The sequence below is a fragment of the Klebsiella pneumoniae genome, assembly GCF_000742135.1.
Taxonomy (GTDB): domain Bacteria; phylum Pseudomonadota; class Gammaproteobacteria; order Enterobacterales; family Enterobacteriaceae; genus Klebsiella; species Klebsiella pneumoniae.
Window position 1 is genome coordinate 1,038,374 of the sequence record NZ_KN046818.1, and the last position, 19,328, is coordinate 1,057,701.

The following is a 19,328-nucleotide window of genomic DNA, read 5'->3' on the forward strand; positions in this document are numbered from 1 at the left end:
TAGCATGAACTGCCAGCAAGGAAAACGGTTGCGTGCGCATGGTTAGCCGTCTTTTGTCTCGCCTGGAGGTGATGGCGTGGGTGCCTGATTGACCTTTATCTCTCTCATGATACAGGTGATAAGCAGCACTAACCCCCACGGGAGCATCAGGGTGCCCATAAGCAGTAAATAGATTTGTACCAGCCGGCTATCGTGAGGGCGGGTGCAGAGCAAATAAATGGCATAAAAATAGATAGCCCACGCCAGCATCGCACACCAGACAAACGTCAGCGTGTTGCCGATAACGACGCCGATTAAGGCGATATAACTTACCCCTAACGGATTGAGGATCGCGATGATCATTCCCCACATCAGCGGCTGACTCCACTTTTTCCTGCTCATGCTCGTTCCTTGAGAGTGACGTTGTGGAAGACTAGCATGCAGGGCGGGGGGAAGCGCGCACCTTCGCCCGGGCAAAAGGCGCTTTCGGAATTGTGCTCGCGCAGGAATTAGAACGGAAAGTGGATTAGTTCGACGTCGTCCGGCGTCACCTTGACCATCGAACCTTCGCTGTGCCAGGCGCCAAGTACCACGCGCCATGCGGGTTGGCCGTTGGCCTGCAGTTCATGGACCCCCGGGCGATGAGTATGGCCGTGGATCAGCCACTGCACGTGATGCCGCTCCATCGCGTCAACTACCGCCTGTGGATTTACATCCATAATTTCCATTGATTTACTGCTGTTGGCGGCTTTGCTGTCGGCGCGCATGCGGGCGGCGATGCGACGGCGGATAAACAGCGGCAGGGCCAGGAACAGACGCTGGATCCACGGGGTGTGGACTTTGGCGCGAAACGCCAGATAGCCTTGGTCATCGGTGCACAGCGTGTCGCCATGCATGATCAAGACTTCACGGCCATAGAGGTCCAGTCGCTCTTCTTCGGCGAGCAGGATCATCCCGCTCTGGCGGGCAAAGCGCTGGCCGACGAGAAAATCGCGGTTGCCATGGGTGAAGTAGCACGGCACGCCGGCGTCGACGACGGCTTTGATTGCCGAGGCAATTTGTTGGTGCAGCGGGTTAGGATCGTCATCGCCGATCCATGCCTCAAACAGATCGCCAAGGATATACAGAGCCTCCGCCTGGCGGGCTTCGCCCTGTAAAAAACGCAGAAAACCGGCGGTGATCGCCGGTTCTTCTGTTTGCAGGTGCAAATCTGCAATGAAAAGTGTCGCCACGAATTACTCGCTGACGGTGACGCTTTTGATGATCACATCATCTTTCGGCACATCCTGGTGCATGCCGCTGCGGCCGGTGGCAACCGCTTTGATTTTGTCAACCACGTCCATGCCTTCAACCACTTCCGCGAAGACGCAGTAGCCCCAACCCTGCAGGCTTTCGCCGGAGAAGTTCAGGAAGTCGTTGTCAACCACGTTGATGAAGAACTGCGCGGTGGCAGAGTGCGGCGCCTGAGTACGGGCCATCGCCAGCGTGCCGCGGGTGTTTTTCAGACCGTTGTTCGCTTCGTTCTGAATCGGAGATTTGGTCGCTTTTTGTTTCATGCCAGGTTCAAAACCGCCGCCCTGAATCATGAAGCCGTTGATAACACGGTGGAAAATGGTGTTGTCGTAGAAACCTTCGCGGCAGTAGTCCAGGAAGTTTTTAACTGTTTCCGGCGCTTTGTCGTCAAACGTTTTGATTACGATATCGCCATGATTGGTGTGGAAAGTAACCATTTTTGCATCCTGTTCCGATGAGTGTGGTGCCAGCACCCGGTGTCGGGTGAGATATAGGGGGGTGTTATAGCATAACCGCGGGGGTCGATGCACCTTGCAATGTGTGCTGCGTCCGGTCTGAATTATGGGTATTATAGAGACTTCATTACCCACACACGTCTACACGGAATCTTCGATGTTAAAAATTTTTAATACACTGACGCGCCAGAAAGAGGAATTTAAACCTATCCATGCCGGGGAAGTCGGCATGTACGTGTGTGGTATTACCGTTTACGATCTCTGTCATATCGGCCATGGACGTACCTTCGTCTCCTTTGACGTCGTGGCGCGCTATCTGCGTTTTCTTGGCTATAAGCTGAAGTACGTGCGCAATATCACCGATATCGACGACAAAATCATTAAGCGCGCTAATGAAAACGGCGAAAGCTTTGTCGCGCTGGTCGATCGCATGATTGCCGAAATGCACAAAGATTTTGACGCGCTGAATATTCTGCGTCCCGACAGCGAGCCGCGCGCAACGCACCATATTGCGGAGATCATTGAGATCACCGAGCAGCTGATCGCCAAAGGCCATGCTTACGTGGCAGATAACGGCGACGTGATGTTCGACGTGCCGACGGACCCGAACTACGGTTTGCTGTCACGCCAGGATCTCGATCAACTGCAGGCGGGGGCGCGCGTCGACGTGGTTGACGTCAAGCGTAACCCGATGGACTTCGTCCTGTGGAAAATGTCGAAAGAGGGCGAGCCGAGCTGGCCGTCGCCGTGGGGCGCGGGCCGTCCGGGCTGGCATATCGAGTGCTCGGCGATGAACTGCAAGCAGCTTGGCAACCACTTCGATATTCACGGCGGCGGTTCGGATCTGATGTTCCCGCACCATGAAAACGAAATCGCCCAGTCCACCTGCGCCCACGACGGCGAATACGTCAACTACTGGATGCACTCCGGCATGGTGATGGTTGACCGCGAGAAGATGTCGAAATCGCTGGGTAATTTCTTTACCGTCCGCGACGTGCTGAAGTATTACGATGCGGAGACGATTCGCTACTTCCTGATGTCCGGCCACTATCGCAGCCAGCTGAACTACAGCGAAGAGAACCTCAAGCAGGCGCGTTCGGCGCTGGAGCGTCTGTACACCGCGCTGCGCGGGACGGACAAATCCGTCGACGCGGCGGGGGGCGAAGCCTTCGAAGCACGCTTTATCGAGGCGATGGACGACGACTTCAACACCCCGGAAGCCTATTCGGTGCTGTTCGATATGGCGCGTGAAGTAAACCGCCTGAAAACCGAGGACGCGGCCGCGGCGAACGCCATGGCGGCCCACCTGCGTAAGCTTGCTGCGGTGCTGGGTCTGCTGGAGCAGGAGCCGGAGGCGTTCCTGCAGAGCGGCGCGCAGGTTGACGACGCGGAAGTGACGGAGATCGAATCGCTCATCCAGCAGCGTCTGGACGCACGCAAAGCGAAAGACTGGGCGGCGGCGGATGCGGCGCGCGACCGTCTCAACGAGATGGGCATTGTGCTGGAAGATGGCCCGCAGGGCACCACCTGGCGCCGGAAGTAAGCCATAAAAAAACGCCCGCAAAAGCGGGCGTTTTTATTTTCGTTGTCAGGCCGTGACGGTCACGCTCTGGCCTTCAAAGCTCACCGTCTGACCAGCGACGATTTTGCAGCGTTTGCGGGTTTCCACCGCGCCGTCGACTTTTACCAGCCCGTCGGCGATGGCGATCTTCGCCTGGGCGCCGCTTTCGCTCCAGCCTTCCAGCTTCAGCAGATCGCACAGCTCAACGTGCGGGTGTTTACCTAAGGAAAATGTCGCCATCTCAGGCCTCCTCAACGTCGTGATACTCTTCGCACGCCTGCAGCGTGTTCTGAATCAGGGTAGCGACGGTCATCGGGCCAACGCCGCCGGGAACCGGGGTGATGTAGGACGCGCGTTCGGCGGCATCTTCATACACCACGTCGCCGACCACTTTGCCGCTTTCCAGACGGTTGATGCCGACATCGACCACAATCGCCCCTTCTTTAATCCACTCGCCAGGAATAAAGCCCGGTTTGCCCACCGCGACGATCAGCAGGTCGGCGTTTTCGACATGATGGCGCAGGTTTTTTGTAAAGCGGTGGGTGACGGTGGTGGTGCAGCCGGCCAGCAGCAGCTCCATGCTCATCGGGCGACCGACGATATTGGAGGCGCCAATGACCACCGCATTGAGGCCGTAGGTGTCGATATTGTAGCGTTCCAGCAAGGTCACGATACCGCGCGGAGTGCACGGACGCAGGCGCGGCGCGCGCTGGCACAGGCGGCCAACGTTGTAAGGATGGAAGCCGTCGACGTCTTTATCCGGCGCGATGCGCTCGAGAACTTTGACGTTATCGATCCCTGCCGGCAGGGGCAGCTGAACCAGAATACCGTCGATGGTCTTATCGGCATTCAGAGTGTCGATAAGCTCCAGCAGCTCGGCTTCGCTGGTGGTTTCCGGGAGATCGTAAGAGCGGGAGACGAAGCCCACTTCTTCACATGCTTTGCGCTTGCTGCCGACATAAATCTGCGAGGCCGGGTTGCTGCCGACCAGCACGACGGCCAGCCCAGGGGCGCGTTTTCCGGCCGCAACGCGAGCCTTCACTTTTTCCGCAACCTCAGAGCGTACCTGCTGCGCAATCGTTTTACCGTCAATAATTTTTGCTGCCATCAGAGAGAGGATTCCATCTGTATCTTTACGAAAGGGGGATGAGGATATTTTGTCAGAAGCGGGCCTCGCTGTCAGTCCTCGTTTGCTGTTTTATCCTGTCTGAGGCTAATTTAGCCTGTTATGACCATGGTTATTACATGGTTATTGGTGCGTTGCGCCTGGCCACTGAGTCGATTTACGCGCGCATGAGCCCCAGCGGTATGCTTCTTGTACAGTTGGTGGGGGATATTTCGCCAGCGTCGTATAAGCCCGCAGTTTCCTGGCAAAATGGATTGACTCAACCGACGTGGACCGTATAATTCCACGCGTTTCACTCCGCGAAGCACTCGCTTCTCAGGGCGCCCTTAGCTCAGCTGGATAGAGCAACGGCCTTCTAAGCCGTAGGTCACAGGTTCGAATCCTGTAGGGCGTGCCATTTAATAATCAATCACTTATCAACTTCCTCCAGTCGCTGATTTTTCCTTGTGGGACATATTTGGGACATCTTCTGCAAAAATTTGCAAAAATTGAGTCAATTTGACGTGCGTGCTCAGTTAAATGGTTAGGTGCCAGGTGAGCATATCGACGGACCATTTCGATGATTCTAATGTCTTGTAGTATCTTTCGGACGATGGCCAGTCAGAGTACAGCATTACTGCTCTGTAATATCGAACAGAATGGTTAATGCTGGTTATAGCTGAGTGCAGAATAAGCGCTCTACAGGAATGTGAAAATATGTTGCCGGTAACAGGCTAATAGTCATTATAGCTTTAGGTTCTGTCTGACTGGGTTAAATATCGCATTTTAAGCTGGCGTGAAGTACAGTTGTTATAGATCAATATTGAACACTATTTGAAAGCATACCCTCGATGTTCATCCACTGCCTGGAAAGATCCGAATGAACATCAAATTCGTCGCCATCTCCGTATTCGCTGTTGTGTGCGTCTTTGCATCAGATATTTCCATCGCCAAATCGAATTCCTTAAGCGATGATCAGGTCAGTCAAAGGATTATTGATGACTCTGTCGCATCCTACCCCGGTACTTGTGCCTGTCCCTTCAATACCGCCCGGAACGGCAGCTCGTGCGGTGGCCGCAGTGCCTGGAGCAAAGCTGGTGGGTACTCACCTATTTGCTACAAGAAAGAGGTAACAAAGGAGATGGTTAAGGCGTGGCGACAAGAGAATCAATGATAACGATCAATATCTGAACCAGGTGATTACTTACACTGGAATAGTAGTTTAAATAATATTAAATGATTATTTCGAATACTGCAGCCCATTTGCAGTAAGCACTGTTCTGGTAGAGGCGGCAGAGGCCACGGCGTATATCTTTTTACCTTGTGATATTTGAACCCAGCAAATCTATTTCCCCTGCCTGATAGACTTAGTGTCACCGTATCCTGTTACTAAGAGCACGGGGCTACCTACTCATAAGACACTTCCTCTTCTTACGAGGAAACCGGTTCAGCGTGTTGTGTGTGGAGACAGTACCCATCAACTCAAACTGATAACAAAAAGTTTAATTTTTTTCCCCGCCGCGCTGACTATAGTTAGGGCACTTTCACTTGCCCAATAAGGTCACGATTATGAAATTAGTTATCGCCTCCGTAATTTCTCTGCTCAGCTTCAGCGCGCTGGCGGCGCCAGAGGGGACGCTCAGCGTACACATTCTTAATCAGCAAACCGGGCTCCCTTCACCGGGGGTGCAGATTGAGCTGGATAAACAGCAGGGGGAGAGCTGGCAGCATATCGCCACCGGTAAAACGGATGCCGATGGGCGGATTAAGTCGCTCTATCCGCAGGCGGAGAATATGGAGCCGGGGGTGTATAAAGTGACGTTTAAAACTGGTGACTATTTTAAAAGCCAAAATATGAATACGTTCTTCCCGGTGATTCCGGTTATTTTCAATGTTACAAAGCAAAATCAAAAACTGCATATCCCGCTGCTGCTCAGTCAGTACGGATACTCTACCTACCGCGGCAGCTGATGACCCAAGCCGCTATCCAGCCAACGCCTGCGCGGCTTCCGCAGGCGTCACGCTTTTCTCGCACCACGATGTCCACGCCTAACGCTCGGTCTCTTTCTCTTTAAAGTGTTTAACGGCTTCGTCGTACATCGCCAGCAGGCCGGAAATTTCGCCTTCATATTGCGGCACGCGCTGGGCGCGAACGAGCTCAATCAGTAGCGCATAGGCTGCTTCTTCCGGGGCCGCATGTGGATTAATAAGTCCAGACATATCACCTCCTTAACAGTGGGCCTTTAGCCTACCCCTCGGCGGGAAAACGCAACAGCCTGATATGCAACCAGTACTTCTTATATGGCTCTTATGAAACCTCAGAGGCGAAGACCACGGCGGAAATCAATTGAAGGAGGGGTTATCCAGACCACTGGCGTGGCGGTTAGCGGTGCATCTACACCGGCAGGAGGCTCATCATCAGCCAGGCGATGGCGATGCAGATAAGGGTCATCGACAGCACAAAATTCATGGTAGCTCCTCTTCATCCTTTCTTTACTCAACGTAAATTTTGACAGCGATGATCGCCTTTATCCTTGGCGATTTGTGCCGCTATCCGGCGGTGGGCTGGGGAAAGACGGCCTGTTTCCCCGTGAAGGCCAGCAAAATATCCTCTTTGCCAGGGTTATAGTGATGACATCAATGAATAAGCTGCATCACATTGGTTATGTTGGTCTTTCCGCCTGAAGAATGACTTCGGGTCGCTGATAAGCTTGCTGGGGGACTAACAGGATGAGCACTACACCGTTAACGCTTTCTTTTGCCGGACAACAACCGCCCATCGCCCTGCCGCAGGTGCCGGGAACGCGGGGGCCGGTGGGAGTTGACATGCGCGGGCTAAATCAGTCCGGATTCTGCAGCTATGACCCCGGCTTCGCCAACACCGCCGGATGCCAGTCGGCGATCTCGTGGATCGATACGGAAAACAGCGTGCTGCTGCACCGCGGCTATCCGGTAGATCAGCTGGCTCGCCAGTGCGATTTTCTCGAAGTGGCCTACATCATGCTGAACGGTGACGCGCCGGATGAGGCCAGCTATCAAACCTTTCGCGAGACCATCACCCGCCATACTCTGGTCCACGAGCAGATAGCCCGCATGTGCAGCGGCTTTCGTCGCGATTCGCACCCGATGGCGCTGATGTGCGCCCTGGTGGGGGCGCTGGCGGCGTTCTATCATGATGTACTGGATGTGGAAAATCCGCAGCACCGGGCGCTGGCCGCCACCCGGCTGCTGTCGAAAATGCCCACTATCGCCGCCATGAGCTACAAGTACACCATTGAACAACCCGCCGCGTATCCGCGCAACGATCTCTCCTATGCCGGAAATTTCCTGCAGATGCTGTTTGCTATCCCGGCGGAGAAATATGTTCTGAATCCGGTCATCGAGCAGGCGATGAACCAGATCCTGGTGCTGCATGCCGATCACGGGCAGTGCGCCTCGACCACTACGGTGCGCGCGGCGGGCTCCTCCGGGGCGAACTTATTCGCCTGCGTCGCCGCCGGGCTGGCGTCGCTGTGGGGGCCGATGCATGGCGGAGCAAATGAATCGAGCATGCGAATGCTGGAGGAGATTGAAAGCGTCGATCAGGTTCCGGCGTTTCTGCGCCAGGCGAAGCGCGATCCGCAGGCATTTCGCCGGCTGGGTTTTGGCAACTCGCGCTACCGTCACCGTGACCCGCGCGCCGATATCCTGCGTGAAACCAGCCATCGGGTGCTGGCGGAGGTAGGCATGTCTGACCGCCTGCTGCAGGTGGCGATGGCCCTTGAGGACGTGGCGCTGACCGACCCCTATTTTGTGGACAATGGCCTGTCGCCAAGCGTGGATTTCTATACCGCGGTGATCCTTAAAGCGATGAATCTGCCTTCGTCGATGTTTGCGGTGGTCACCGCGGTCGGTCGGACGGTCGGGTGGGTGGCGCACTGGAACGAGATGCACCAGGCGCCGCTGACCATCTACCGGCCACGGCAGATTTACGTTGGCGAGGGCTATCGGGATTACGTCTCCCGACGCGGCGAGCGGTCTGCTGAGCTAAGGTAATGCCTTACAGGCAGGAGGCGCGCGGCGTCTTCCTGCCCAGGCGGGTTACTACTCAGAGATGCCGGGAGAGCAGATAGTGCTCGACGGCGGTATATTCGGTTAACCGGGTATACAGCGCCAACAGGGCGCTGAGAAAAGCGCCTACCTCACAGGCCTGCGGCCTGGGCGTGGCGAGTAATTGCTGTAGCGTAGCTCTCAGTTGATCAAGGTCGGGCTTCAGCACATACGGTATATGCAGGGTGCTGAGGATGGTTTCAGTCTGCTGGAAATCATGACGAGATGGCAACGCCTCGTCTGCGCTTAGCCAGCTCAGAATAATCAACATGAGGCGATTTTTAGCGTAGAGATACGATTTCATGGCCTGTCTCCTGTCGGTAGTGGCGCAACACCATCCCCTGAACTTTGTTCATCAGTTCCACGTTATTTTTCACCGCCAGCTTGCTAAGGACGCGTGAACGGTAGTAGTAGACCCGTTTGATCGTGAGCTGCATGGTGCTGGCCACGTGACACAACGGCATTCCCCCCATCAGCAGGCTGATTAAAAAAGTTTCCTTACGGGTCAGGTTATAGCTGTCAGGTATGGCGATATAGAGCTTGTCGGCGGGGGGCGATGTCAAGCGCGGACCGCGGGCAAGGGCAGCGCTGAGCCCGGCAAAACTGGTGATGAACTCTGCGCCGAGCACAATGGCGAGGCTGCGTTCGAGCTCGCTCAACGGGTAGCCTGATTTGGCAAAAATAAAGATCCGGATCAGGGGATTAAACGATTTTAAACTGAGCGCGACCTGCAGTACTTCGATGCTGACGCTGCTGTAATCAATAAGGATGGTGCTTAGCCGGGCTCCGGCATCGGTCGCAAAAAAAGTATAGAACATCTCACTCTGTCCACTAAACGGGTAACAGAGTATTTCTTTAATATCCAGAGGCTTGCTGTTTGGTTCATTAATATACGCTTTCAGGGCAATATTAAAATATTCTGAATCCGCAATGCAGATCAACATAATGACCTCCTGGCATAAATACGCTGTGCATGCTGTCCTGCCTGATTCGACAATTTACTGTAGAGAATACCCACCTGAAATAACATACTCCCTGCGCTTTCAATCCAGGGGGGGAGAACGTGGGAGGAGGTGGTTAATAATGAGGGTGAGATAGTTAGATCGCATTTCTCGAATGTTTTTTAGAAAATAAAAAATAAAAATTACCTTTTATTTACAGTGAGTTGTGTTTTTATTGTGCGTCAGTTTTATTTCTTTTTCAAAGTGGTGTTAAGACTTTTCTATAAAAAGTAGAAATGGTCCTGGTGGCGAATTTGAATAATAAATAATGAAGTGAGTAGGATGTCAGTGCAGGGAAGGGGTTAAAAGATAACAGGTTAATCCAATGGACTGAGCATTAATAAATTGTACGTATAAAGTACGTCAGGGTATTTCCTGAACGATTCTCCATAAGCGTGGTGATGAGGAGTGAAGATGAAAAAATACAGCAGAGGAATGGCATCTTTCGTGGTGATGATGATGCTTTCTCCGGTAGCGGCACAGGCTGCTGATGGCAAAGTCACCTTTAATGGTGAAGTCATCGAAAATACTTGTACGGTAGTGAATAAAGACAAGACGGTAACCCTACCGACGGTCCAGCGTTCAGCGCTCAGCAGCGCGGGTGAAACGGCGGGCGTGGTTCCCTTCACCATCGATCTGACGAGCTGCACCCCAGGGGCTGATGTCTCGGTGTACTTCGAGAAAGATCAATACGTTTCCACGGAGGGTCGACTAAAAAACACTCTGTCTGACGGCACGGAAGCAGAAAACGTCGATGTGGAGCTGCTGAACACTCGGTTTACGCCGATTAACCTCGCGGAGACCCCGGCGGTCGCTGCAGACGGCACCATTGCTCGCCCGGACGTGATCCCGGTGGCGGTGGCTGAGCAGGATGGTTCCGCCTCGCTGCCTTTCTATGCCCGCTACTATGCGACCGACGCCGCTACGGCTGGAAAAGTCGCTACCTACGTCAACTTTACGGTGGTCTATCCGTAACCCCTGTCCACGGCCCCGTTCAGGGGCCGTTTATCCACCCGGCAAGGAGGAGGTGAATATGCGGCGTATGGTTCTGGCACTGCTGCTGTCCAGCTATTTACCCTCGGCGGACGCCAGCATGGTTATTGACGGCACACGGATTATTTTTTCCGGCGACAAAAAAGAGATCGCCGTCCGGGCCACCAATATGGGGGAGACCCCCTCTCTGACGCAGGTCTGGGTCGACGATGGCCGCGTGCAAAATCAACCGGAAAAGGATGCGGCGCCGTTTATTGTGCTGCCGCCGATTGTGCGCATCGAACCGGGAAAAGGCCAGAGCTGGCGCCTGGTGTTTAACGGCAGCCGCCTGCCGCAGGATCGGGAATCGCTGTTCTGGTTCAATCTTCTGGATATCCCACCTGAGCCGAAAAATGGCAAGACTGACAATTACCTGCAGCTCGCGATACGGTCGCGTATCAAGCTGTTTTACCGTCCGGCAGGCGTGGCGGCGGAAAAAATAGCCGCGGAAAAAGCCCTGAGCTGGGCGCTGGCTCCTACGGGCAACGGGCTGCGGGTGAGCAATGCCTCAGCGCGCTATATCACCATCGACAGCATCACCCTTAACGGAAAAAAACACGCTGCCGGCATGGTCGCCCCGTTTTCCTCGCTGGAGATCGCGCCTAAAGGGGTCGCGCTGCGCACGCTGCCAGCCAAATTCAGCTTCACCACCATCAATGATTACGGCGCGGTAGTGAATCATAATTATCCTCAGTAAGGACATTATTATGAAATTCAGGGAGATCAAGGTTGGGTTGATGCTGCTCCTTCCCTGGCAGGAGGCATGGGCGGCAGAGGCGTTTAGTTTTAACCGCGCCCATTTGCACGGCGCCGCGCAGGTTGATCTCCAGAAATATCAATACGGTAATCCACTACACGCCGGACAGTACCGCAGCACGCTCTCGGTGAATGGCCGGGACCTGGGGGAAGAAACGTTTGTTATCCAGGAACACGATGGCCAGCTTGAGCCCTGCATCTCACCCTCGCTGTTCGACGCTCTGCAGCTGAAGGATGCCCAGTGGCCAACCGCGGCCACCTGCCTGCGTTTTTCGCAGATCGATAAGGCGATCGGCTGGGAGTATGACAGCGGGGAAAACGTCCTGCGGGTAAATATGCCCCAGGCGCTGCTGCAACCCCATTATCGGGGGGCGGTGAACCTGAAAAAGGTGGATAGCGGCGTGCCCGCCGCGGTGCTGCGCTACCAGGCCAATAGCTATCAGAGCATCGTCGACGGGGACACCAGCAGCCATCATTATCTCGGGCTGGATGCCAGCCTGCGCGCCTTTGGCTGGCGGTTACATCACCAGTCCAGCTACCAGGCGCAGGAAGGGAATACGCACTGGGATAGCATTGCCACCTGGGCTGAGAGAAGTGTAGTGAACTGGGCGTCCACGTTACGGCTGGGTCAGGGATGGACCGACGGAACCTTCTTTGACAGCGTCAGTTTTATCGGCGGCAGGCTGGCTACCGATGTGCGCATGCTGCCGGGCTCTCGCCGCGGTTTTGCGCCGTCGGTCAGCGGCGTGGCGCGCACCAACGCCCGCGTAACGGTCACCCAGAACGGCGCTCTGTTGTACGAGGCAACGGTTCCGCCGGGCAAATTCACCTTCGACGATCTCTATCCCACCAACGCCGGCGGCGATTTACAGGTGACGATCCACGAGGCGGATGGCAGTCAGGACACCTTTACCGTGCCGTACGCCACGCTGCCTGGCCTGGTGCGGGCAGGCGCGGTCTATTATGATCTGTCGCCGGGCTATCTGGATGAGGACGGGATCGCCGGGCGGCCGGGATTTGGCGAAGCCACGCTGCAGTACGGCTTCAATGACTATATCAGCGGCTATACCGGCGCTAACGCGACGACAGATTATTACTCGACGCTGGTCGGCAGCGCCTTCAATACCTACTGGGGCGCGCTGGCGGTCGATCTTTCCCGTTCTGCGGCGAAGGGCAGGGATCACGGCTGGCAGGAGGGCTACCGCTGGCGGGTGTCCGCATCAAAATCGTTTACATCCGATACGCGAATGCTGCTCTCGATGAGCCACAGCAACGACGGCAATTATCGCTCCATTCGCGATGCCGCCTGGGAGCACGACCGGCACCCCAACGACTGGCGGGAGATGACCCGCTACAGCGCGACGTTGTCTCAGCAGGCCGGCAGCGGCAGTCTGTCATTTAACGGAATCTGGAGTGAGGATGTCCGCCACCACCGCTGGCGCTCATATCAGCTTGGCTATGCCAACCGCTATGGTCAGCTCAATTATTATCTGTATGCCCAGCAGAGCCAGGATATCCATCACCGCAATAATCAGGTGGTGGGCGTCTCCTTTTCGCTGCCGTTCGGGCAGGCGGGCAGCCTGACCACCCGCTTTAACCACGATAAAAACTACGGCAGCCAGCTGCAGTCCAGCTATACCGGCAGCGCAGGCGAGAAAAACGCCTTCAGCTACGGTTTGACCGCCAGCTACGACATGCCGCGGGAGAACCCAAATGAAGCCAGCGTTGCGGCCAACGGTAGCCTGCGGACGGATTATGCGTACCTGAACGCCAGCGCCAGCGCCGGTCGCCATCAGCAGCAGTACTCGCTGGGGGCATCGGGCGCCCTGGTAGCGCATCAGGGCGGCATGACCGCCACCCCCGAACTGGGGGAAACCTTCGCCATTGTGGAAGCGCCCGGCGCGGTGGGGGCCCGGGTGGCTAACCGCCTTGGACAGCCGATTAACCGCCAGGGTTTTACGATCATCCCTTACCTCGATCCCTTTACCGCTAACTGGCTGGATCTCGATCCGCAGGGTCTGAACGACCATGTGGAGATTGTCTCCAGCAGCACGACGGTGGTGCCCGATTCGGGCGCGGCGGTGAAGGTCAAATTTGTCACGCGTACCGGCTATCCCTGGTTTGCCCATGTCACGCTGCCGGATGGCGCGGCGCCCCCGCTGGGCGCGGAGGTGTTCGACGACAACGGCCGGGCGGTTGGCGCCGTCGGTCAGGGCGGGCTGCTGTATGCCCGGGTGCCGCAGGACCACGGCAGCGTCTCGGTAGTATGGGGCGAACGCAGCGGGCAACGCTGCCGGTTGGCCTATGCCATCCGCGACGACGCGGTGCAGCAGGTTAGCAGCGGCACGCCGCATCAGGTCTGCCGGCCGGGAATAAAGGAGAAGTAATATGAAAAAAATCATCGCATCAGGGGTACCTCTTCTGCTGGCCGGCGGGTACTGCGCTTCGCTGTCGGCAGCGTGCCAGATGGTCAGTGGCAAAACTATCGAGTATTCAGTGAACGTCAGCCAGGCCAGTATCAACCTTGACGTCAGCGATCTCCCCATCGGCTCCCTGCTATACAGCTACGGAGGGATGATTATCACTAATAACGAACGCTGGGAGATCGCCTGCAGCGGCAGCGAGCCCGGCGGGTTTCAGAGCATTGGCGGTTCCCGGGTCGGCCCGGCGGGAGACGGCAAGCCGGGGGATATCTACAGCATCGACCGCCTGCCGGGCATCGGCTACAGCTTTCAGATGGGGGAACAGGATGGCATTAATTTCGATCCCCTGTTCACGGCCTGGCCTTCCGCGCCGGTATTTTCCGGCCAGCGCGCATTTCAGGCGGAAAATAAAAAACCGACCATCTATTTCTGGCGGATTGCCGATAACGGCGGTCTACCGCCGCCGGGCGAATATTGCCTTAATGATTACCTTGGCGATATTTATCTTGGCGGAGTACAGGCGATGCGCTTCAGCGTCAGCGGACTCTGTATTCAGGTCAAATCACCCACCTGCAAGATTACTGACGACAGTAAAAACATTAACGTCTTCCTCGGACGGCATAACAAAACCGCATTTACCGGGCTCAACAGCACCACCGCCCCGGTTCCTTTTAACATCAACCTGACGAACTGTGAAAATGTCGGCAGCGTGTTTATGCAGTTTAACGCGACGGTGGACAGCGCTGTCGCCGCCAACGAAGTGATTAAAATCGATGACCAACCTGAAGGGGCATCCGGACTTGGCGTGCAGATCCTCAGTGCCGGCGGCTCGCTGGTGCCGCTAAACCAGGTGAGCCAGGTCTGGTCCGGGAAAAAAGGCAGTCAGACGAACTATCGTTTATCCTATCAGGCCCGCTATATCCAGACGCAGCCCGCAGTGACTGCGGGCGAAGCGAACGCCAGCGCGACCTTCGTGGTGACTTATAACTGATCTGCCTGGCGGCGCGGCGCCGTCAGGCATGCGCCAGTAAAGGAAACATCAACTTCCTGTCTTTAAACAGGTTTTCCTTCTGGTCATAGACGAAGAGGATATCTTCTCCCTCTATCTTCTCATACTCGCCGAGCCGGTCTTCACTGGGGGTAAAACCGAGGATGGCCTGGTAAACGTGGTCATCGGCCAGTTCGTTGACCAGCGTCGACAGGCTCTTGCCCACGTCGCAGAATAGATCAAAGCAGATCAGCACCGGACCGTTTTGCATGGCGATGACCACCGCCTCATTTTTTGCCGAGTAATAGACAAAATGCTTCATAAAGGCTGAGCAGTAAAACATCAGCAGGCCAAAGTTATGCTCCACCCGCAGCGGTGAGAACGGGTTGGATTTTTCATAGTAATGGCGGAGCAGGGCGACATCGTCAGCGCTGTCCATATCCAGTTTACGAAAATCACCGGCTCGCGGGGAGACCGGCATAATATATTGATACTCTTCGCTGCGGGTGAAGCCAAATTTGGGGTAAAAATCCACCGTGGTGGGATTGGCGAATAAAAAGAAGGCGTCCGCCTCCTGCTGCCAGTCCTGCAGGATGTGATGGATAAGCTGGCCGGCTAATCCCTTATTACGGTGGTCCGGCTCGGTCATCACGGTGCCAATCTGAATATAACGCCGGGGCTCGCCCTGCCAGCGCAGGTCGATGATGTTGGCCGAAGCGTTAGCGATAACTTTATTGCGTTCGACAAAAGCATAGGGGATATAGGCATCGGTCCAGTAACCTTGCTGATACCACTCTTCAAAAGACAGGTCAAAAGTCTTAACGGCAAGGTCAATGAAGCTTTTTCTTAATGGGTTATTTTCTCTGACTTGCTTCACTAATTGATAATTCATTGTCATAGTTCCTTCTCACTATGGCTTCTGAAAGCGGCGACGTCGGCAAAGGCACTTGCGTCGAATGAGCGCTGTAAACGTAGCATATCTGGGAAAAGGATCCGCAATGTCGATGCTTAACCTTTGCCCCAGTCACAAATAACCGCATGCTGGCCGTGTCAAACCGGGCGAAATGGACTGTTTGCGTTCGCTATCGCCATAATAAAGCGTGAGTAAAAGAGGTATTGGTCGAGAGACTGAGGCAAATGTACTGGCTATTTTATCGACAATCGGCCGAGCCGTAGAGGTTAGGTTTATTTATTTATGCATTAAACAGGAAATTTTACGCGTTGCGTCTAATAATAGAGTAGTCCCCAGCGTAAGGGCTGAATTTATCCTGGAATCGGCTTATAATAACGCGCTTTGTGATTGAGTATTACCGCACGAATTGGAAAAATACTACGTGCAGGATCCGCTACTTTATTTCGCGGTTTTTGCTCAGCTATTATTGAGTGAATTAACAGGATTACTATGTCAAATTTACCCAAATTTTCCCGCGCGCTGTTGCACCCGCGTTACTGGCTGTTGTGGCTGGGAATTGGCTTTTTGTGGCTGCTGGTGCAATTACCGTATCCGGTGATCTACCGTCTGGGAACGGCGCTTGGGCGGCTGGCAATGCGGGTGATGAAAAGCCGCGCGCGGATTGCCAGACGTAATCTCGAACTCTGCTTTCCCGAGATGAGCGCCGCCGATCGCGAGGCGCTGCTGGTGAAAAACTTTGAATCGCTGGGCATGGGGCTGATGGAGACCGGCATGGCCTGGTTCTGGCCGACGCACCGGGTAGCGCGCTGGACCGAGACCAGCGGCGTTAACGAGGTGGTGGAGCTTCTGGAAGAAAAGCAGGGCATTTTACTGATCGGTATCCATTTTCTGACCCTCGAAATGGGTGCGCGAATGTACGGCATGTTTACCCCAGGCATTGGCGTCTACCGTCCTAACGATAACCCGCTGATTGACTGGCTGCAAACCTGGGGACGCTTGCGCTCTAACAAGACCATGCTGGATCGAAAAAATCTGAAAGGGATGGTCAGGGCGCTAAAAGAGGGGGAAATTCTCTGGTACGCGCCGGATCATGACTACGGTCCGGCCAGCAGCGTCTTCGCCCCGCTGTTTGCCGTCGAACAGGCAGCGACCACCACCGGTACCTGGATGCTGGCGAAAATGTCCGGGGCGACGATTGTGCCGTTTGTTCCGCGGCGCAAGCCCAACGGCATGGGGTATGAATTAATCTCCCTGACGCCGGAGCGCACGCCGCCGCTGGCGAGCGCCGAGGTTACGGCGGCCTGGATGAATCAGATTATCGAACAGTGCATCCTGATGGCGCCCGAGCAATACATGTGGCTGCACCGGCGCTTTAAGACCCGCCCGGAAGGAGTACCGCCGCGTTACTGAACGCCTCGGCCAAAAAATAAGCGCATCGGTAGCACGCTTAGTAAATCGCCGTCTATACTGAAAGGGCCTGACTGAAGGCTAATTCCAAGGAGATTGCAGGATGAAAAAAGTGATAGTCGCGTTAGCCCTTTCCGCCGTTGCATTTGGCGCCTCCGCCGCGCAGTTGATTACCAAAGAAGAAGTGAAACACTTCAAACTGACCAAAGTCGGGCCGATCTCGGTGGGGCCGTCCGGTGGCGAATTCTCTTCGCCTTCCGATCTGCACGATCAGCTCTCCAAGCTGGCCGATGAGAAAGGCGGAAAGTACTACGTGATCACCGCTGCGCGTGAGCATGGCCCTAACTTTGAAGCCACAGCGGAAGTGTATAAATAACCTTTTTTTAAAGCGTGCCGTATCGGCGCGCAACGCATTGAGCCTGGAGCGCGTTAAGCCTCCGGGCTTATTTTTTTCTGCTATCGGAATTGCCTTAGGCAATAGCGGCAGCGGAAATGCGTTTTTATCGCTATATATAGATTTCATGATCACGATGTTAATGAATTATTGCTTTTTATTGTTAATAAAGAGCCAATTCCGGCCTAATGCCTGAGGGAGTGACCCCTGGCAAAAATAGGTAGGACAAATGTGTTATCATCGCGCCTTTCCCTTTTTGTCTGGGGCTTTCTTGTATGCTACAACCTGTTGTTCGCGTCGGTGAATGGCTGGTAACCCCCTCTGTAAACCAAATCAGCAGGAAGGGGCGCCAGCTTACCCTTGAACCGCGTTTAATCGATCTTCTGGTCTTTTTTGCCCGCCATCCGGGGGAAGTGCTTAGCCGGGACGAGCTTATCGAAAACGTCTGGACCCGGAACGTTGTGACCAGCCACGTCGTCACGCAGAGTATTTCTGAACTGCGCAAGTCGCTCAAAGACGGCGACGACGTTAGCCTTGAGTACATCGCGACGGTACCCAAACGGGGGTATAAGCTCACGGTGCCGGTGATCTGGTGCACCGAAGAGGGGGAGGAGCTAGCCCCGTCGATGGAGGCGCTGACGCCTTCGCCGTCGACCGCCGTTCCTGCGCCGCCGGCCGCCGGTGCGCCATCCGACGTCTCTGTCCCTCTCCCTGATGCCGCCGCGCCGCCACCGGCTCCTACCGTGGCCAGCGCGCCGTCAGGCCGCAAGCGCCTCACTACCGCCCTGGTGTGGGGGCTGTTCCTGTTGGCGCTGGGCACCTGCGTGGCGCTGGTGGCGCTGTCGAGCATGGAATCGCGGCCGCCGGTCAACAAGGCGCGTCTGCTGCTCAATCCGCGCGATATCGATATCCACCTGGTGAATGGCAACTCCTGTGCTAACTGGTCGTCGCAGCACTCCTACGCCGTAGGACTGGCCAGCCTGATCACCACCTCGCTGAACACCTTCTCGACCTTTATGGTGCATGACAAAACGGACTACAACATCAATGAGCCGAGCAGTTCCGGCAAAACGCTGACCATTGAGTTCGTTAATCAGCGCCATTATCGGGCGCAGCAGTGCTTTATGTCGGTCCAGCTGGTGGACAACGCCGACAGCTCGACGATGCTGGATAAGCGCTACTTTGTGACCAACGATAACCAACTGACCATCCAGAACGATCTGATGAACAGCCTGTCGGATGCCCTGGCGCAGCCGTGGCCGGCGCGAATGCAGGCGATGCTCAGGCAATATCAGCCCTCGCAAAGCGTGGCGTTAACCTATTTCTACCAGTCGCATCAGCTGTTAATGAAGGGCGACGTCGATTCATTAAGTAAGGCCAGTAGCCTGCTGGATGATGTGATTAAGCGGGCGCCGGATTTTATTTACGCCTATGCCGAAAAAACGCTGGTGGATGTATTGCGCCATTCGCAACAGCCGCTGGACGATAAACAGCTGGCCGCCCTCTACAGTGAAGTCGAGCGGGTAGGGGCGATGCCGGGTATAAAAGACATGGCGATTTATTATCAAATAAAAGCGGTGGATTCATTGGGGAAGGGCAAAGTCGACGAAGCAAATACCGCAATTAATAGTGCGATTGATTTAGAGATGTCATGGCTAAATTATGTGCTGTTAGGCAAAGTCTATGAGATGAAAGGTGAGAACCGTCTGGCTGCCGATTCTTACATCACGGCGTTTAATTTACGTCCTGGCGAAGATACCCTGTACTGGATTGAAAATGGGGTTTTCCAGACATCGGTTAACCGAGTAGTTCCATATCTCGACAACTTTCTCTCTTCAGAATAAGTAAACCCTCATCATGCGCAAGGTTTTGGGCATGGTGAGGTTAAATTTATGTTTCTCATGAAGCCTCTTGTTGTTATTTTTATTTAGC

The 19,328-nt window shown here is 55.0% G+C and carries 21 protein-coding genes, 1 tRNA gene and 1 pseudogene; 13 read left to right on the plus strand and 10 right to left on the minus strand.

The genetic code is table 11. From position 1 onward, the window contains the following. Nucleotides 1–42: 42 nt before the first annotated feature. The 3 genes from DR88_RS20120 to ppiB form a co-directional block, all read right to left on the minus strand. Nucleotides 43–381 carry a hypothetical protein gene (locus tag DR88_RS20120; protein WP_004893771.1) on the minus strand — a complete coding sequence of 113 codons (339 nt, stop codon included), beginning with the start codon at nt 379–381 and terminating at the stop codon, nt 43–45. 107 nt (nt 382–488) lie between these two features. Continuing rightward, nucleotides 489–1,211: a UDP-2,3-diacylglucosamine diphosphatase gene (lpxH, locus tag DR88_RS20115; RefSeq protein ID WP_032443799.1), complete on the minus strand. Its 723-nt coding sequence runs from the start codon at nt 1,209–1,211 to the stop codon at nt 489–491. A 3-nt stretch (nt 1,212–1,214) separates the two neighbouring features. After that, nucleotides 1,215–1,709, minus strand: a complete 495-nt coding sequence (gene ppiB / locus DR88_RS20110; protein WP_004151319.1) for a peptidylprolyl isomerase B — start codon at nt 1,707–1,709, stop codon at nt 1,215–1,217. Between the two features lie 175 nt (nt 1,710–1,884). Here ppiB and cysS point away from each other — a divergent pair, with 175 nt between their 5' ends. Further along, nucleotides 1,885–3,270, plus strand: coding sequence for a cysteine--tRNA ligase (gene cysS / locus DR88_RS20105; protein ID WP_032443800.1), 1,386 nt, complete (start codon nt 1,885–1,887; stop codon nt 3,268–3,270). Between the two features lie 45 nt (nt 3,271–3,315). Here the strand turns inward: cysS and ybcJ are convergent, their stop codons facing one another. Together ybcJ and folD are read right to left on the minus strand one after the other, a co-directional pair. Beyond that, on the minus strand, nt 3,316–3,528 hold the full coding sequence (gene ybcJ / locus DR88_RS20100) for a ribosome-associated protein YbcJ (RefSeq protein WP_004143016.1): 213 nt from the start codon (nt 3,526–3,528) through the stop codon (nt 3,316–3,318). A 1-nt stretch (nt 3,529) separates the two neighbouring features. After that, on the minus strand, nt 3,530–4,396 hold the full coding sequence (folD, locus tag DR88_RS20095) for a bifunctional methylenetetrahydrofolate dehydrogenase/methenyltetrahydrofolate cyclohydrolase FolD (protein WP_004143017.1): 867 nt from the start codon (nt 4,394–4,396) through the stop codon (nt 3,530–3,532). Nucleotides 4,397–4,734: 338 nt separating this feature from the next. Here folD and DR88_RS20090 point away from each other — a divergent pair. Continuing rightward, a tRNA-Arg gene (locus DR88_RS20090) sits at nt 4,735–4,811 on the plus strand. Nucleotides 4,812–4,830: 19 nt separating this feature from the next. Here the strand turns inward: DR88_RS20090 and DR88_RS31400 are convergent. Next, nucleotides 4,831–4,975: pseudogene (locus tag DR88_RS31400) on the minus strand (integrase); the annotation flags it as partial. A 298-nt stretch (nt 4,976–5,273) separates the two neighbouring features. On the opposite strand from DR88_RS31400, the gene DR88_RS0125245 reads away from it, so the two are divergent. Both DR88_RS0125245 and uraH read left to right on the plus strand, forming a co-directional pair. After that, a complete protein-coding gene (locus DR88_RS0125245) occupies nt 5,274–5,567 on the plus strand; it encodes a hypothetical protein (RefSeq protein ID WP_002892360.1) in 294 nt (97 codons plus the stop codon). 395 nt (nt 5,568–5,962) lie between these two features. Beyond that, on the plus strand, nt 5,963–6,364 hold the full coding sequence (uraH, locus tag DR88_RS20085; protein WP_002892366.1) for a hydroxyisourate hydrolase: 402 nt from the start codon (nt 5,963–5,965) through the stop codon (nt 6,362–6,364). Between the two features lie 78 nt (nt 6,365–6,442). On the opposite strand, the gene DR88_RS20080 is transcribed toward uraH, so the two are convergent. Then, on the minus strand, nt 6,443–6,613 hold the full coding sequence (locus DR88_RS20080) for a hypothetical protein (RefSeq protein ID WP_002892370.1): 171 nt from the start codon (nt 6,611–6,613) through the stop codon (nt 6,443–6,445). A 324-nt stretch (nt 6,614–6,937) separates the two neighbouring features. On the opposite strand from DR88_RS20080, the gene DR88_RS30395 reads away from it, so the two are divergent. Then, nucleotides 6,938–7,078 (plus strand): hypothetical protein, encoded by a 141-nt coding sequence (locus DR88_RS30395; RefSeq protein ID WP_020316410.1) that lies wholly within the window; start codon nt 6,938–6,940, stop codon nt 7,076–7,078. A gap of 45 nt (nt 7,079–7,123) precedes the next feature. Beyond that, nucleotides 7,124–8,428: a citrate synthase gene (locus tag DR88_RS20075; protein ID WP_004147414.1), complete on the plus strand. Its 1,305-nt coding sequence runs from the start codon at nt 7,124–7,126 to the stop codon at nt 8,426–8,428. Nucleotides 8,429–8,480: 52 nt separating this feature from the next. On the opposite strand, the gene DR88_RS20070 is transcribed toward DR88_RS20075, so the two are convergent. Beyond that, nucleotides 8,481–8,786, minus strand: coding sequence for a hypothetical protein (locus DR88_RS20070; RefSeq protein WP_002892375.1), 306 nt, complete (start codon nt 8,784–8,786; stop codon nt 8,481–8,483). Further along, the gene (locus tag DR88_RS20065) at nt 8,764–9,426 is read right to left on the minus strand and encodes a LuxR C-terminal-related transcriptional regulator (protein ID WP_002892378.1); all 663 of its coding nucleotides are present in this window, start codon (nt 9,424–9,426) and stop codon (nt 8,764–8,766) included. The genes DR88_RS20070 and DR88_RS20065 overlap by 23 nt, the downstream gene beginning before the upstream one ends. A 471-nt stretch (nt 9,427–9,897) precedes the next feature. On the opposite strand from DR88_RS20065, the gene DR88_RS20060 reads away from it, so the two are divergent. Genes DR88_RS20060 through DR88_RS20045 form a run of 4 tightly spaced genes read left to right on the plus strand, consistent with a single transcriptional unit; the run spans nt 9,898 to nt 14,685 of the window. Further along, nucleotides 9,898–10,458 carry a fimbrial protein gene (locus tag DR88_RS20060; protein WP_004151792.1) on the plus strand — a complete coding sequence of 187 codons (561 nt, stop codon included), beginning with the start codon at nt 9,898–9,900 and terminating at the stop codon, nt 10,456–10,458. 58 nt (nt 10,459–10,516) lie between these two features. Then, entirely contained in the window at nt 10,517–11,212 is a 696-nt protein-coding gene (locus DR88_RS20055; RefSeq protein WP_002892383.1) for a fimbrial biogenesis chaperone, read from the plus strand. 10 nt (nt 11,213–11,222) lie between these two features. After that, complete coding sequence (locus tag DR88_RS20050) at nt 11,223–13,658, plus strand: fimbria/pilus outer membrane usher protein (protein WP_004147416.1); 2,436 nt, start codon at nt 11,223–11,225, stop codon at nt 13,656–13,658. A gap of 1 nt (nt 13,659) precedes the next feature. Continuing rightward, nucleotides 13,660–14,685: a fimbrial protein gene (locus DR88_RS20045; protein WP_004147417.1), complete on the plus strand. Its 1,026-nt coding sequence runs from the start codon at nt 13,660–13,662 to the stop codon at nt 14,683–14,685. Nucleotides 14,686–14,707: 22 nt separating this feature from the next. Here the strand turns inward: DR88_RS20045 and DR88_RS20040 are convergent, their stop codons facing one another. After that, complete coding sequence (locus DR88_RS20040; RefSeq protein WP_020316411.1) at nt 14,708–15,574, minus strand: GNAT family N-acetyltransferase; 867 nt, start codon at nt 15,572–15,574, stop codon at nt 14,708–14,710. A 510-nt stretch (nt 15,575–16,084) separates the two neighbouring features. Here DR88_RS20040 and DR88_RS20035 point away from each other — a divergent pair. The 3 genes from DR88_RS20035 to cadC all read left to right on the plus strand — a co-directional run bounded on the left by DR88_RS20035 (nt 16,085) and on the right by cadC (nt 19,240). Beyond that, nucleotides 16,085–17,005: a Kdo(2)-lipid IV(A) acyltransferase gene (locus tag DR88_RS20035; RefSeq protein ID WP_002892400.1), complete on the plus strand. Its 921-nt coding sequence runs from the start codon at nt 16,085–16,087 to the stop codon at nt 17,003–17,005. A gap of 100 nt (nt 17,006–17,105) precedes the next feature. Further along, on the plus strand, nt 17,106–17,378 hold the full coding sequence (locus tag DR88_RS20030; RefSeq protein ID WP_002892402.1) for a YdgH/BhsA/McbA family protein: 273 nt from the start codon (nt 17,106–17,108) through the stop codon (nt 17,376–17,378). A gap of 293 nt (nt 17,379–17,671) precedes the next feature. Then, a complete protein-coding gene (cadC, locus tag DR88_RS20025; protein WP_004147422.1) occupies nt 17,672–19,240 on the plus strand; it encodes a lysine decarboxylation/transport transcriptional activator CadC in 1,569 nt (522 codons plus the stop codon). The last annotated feature ends 88 nt before the right edge of the window (nt 19,241–19,328 follow it).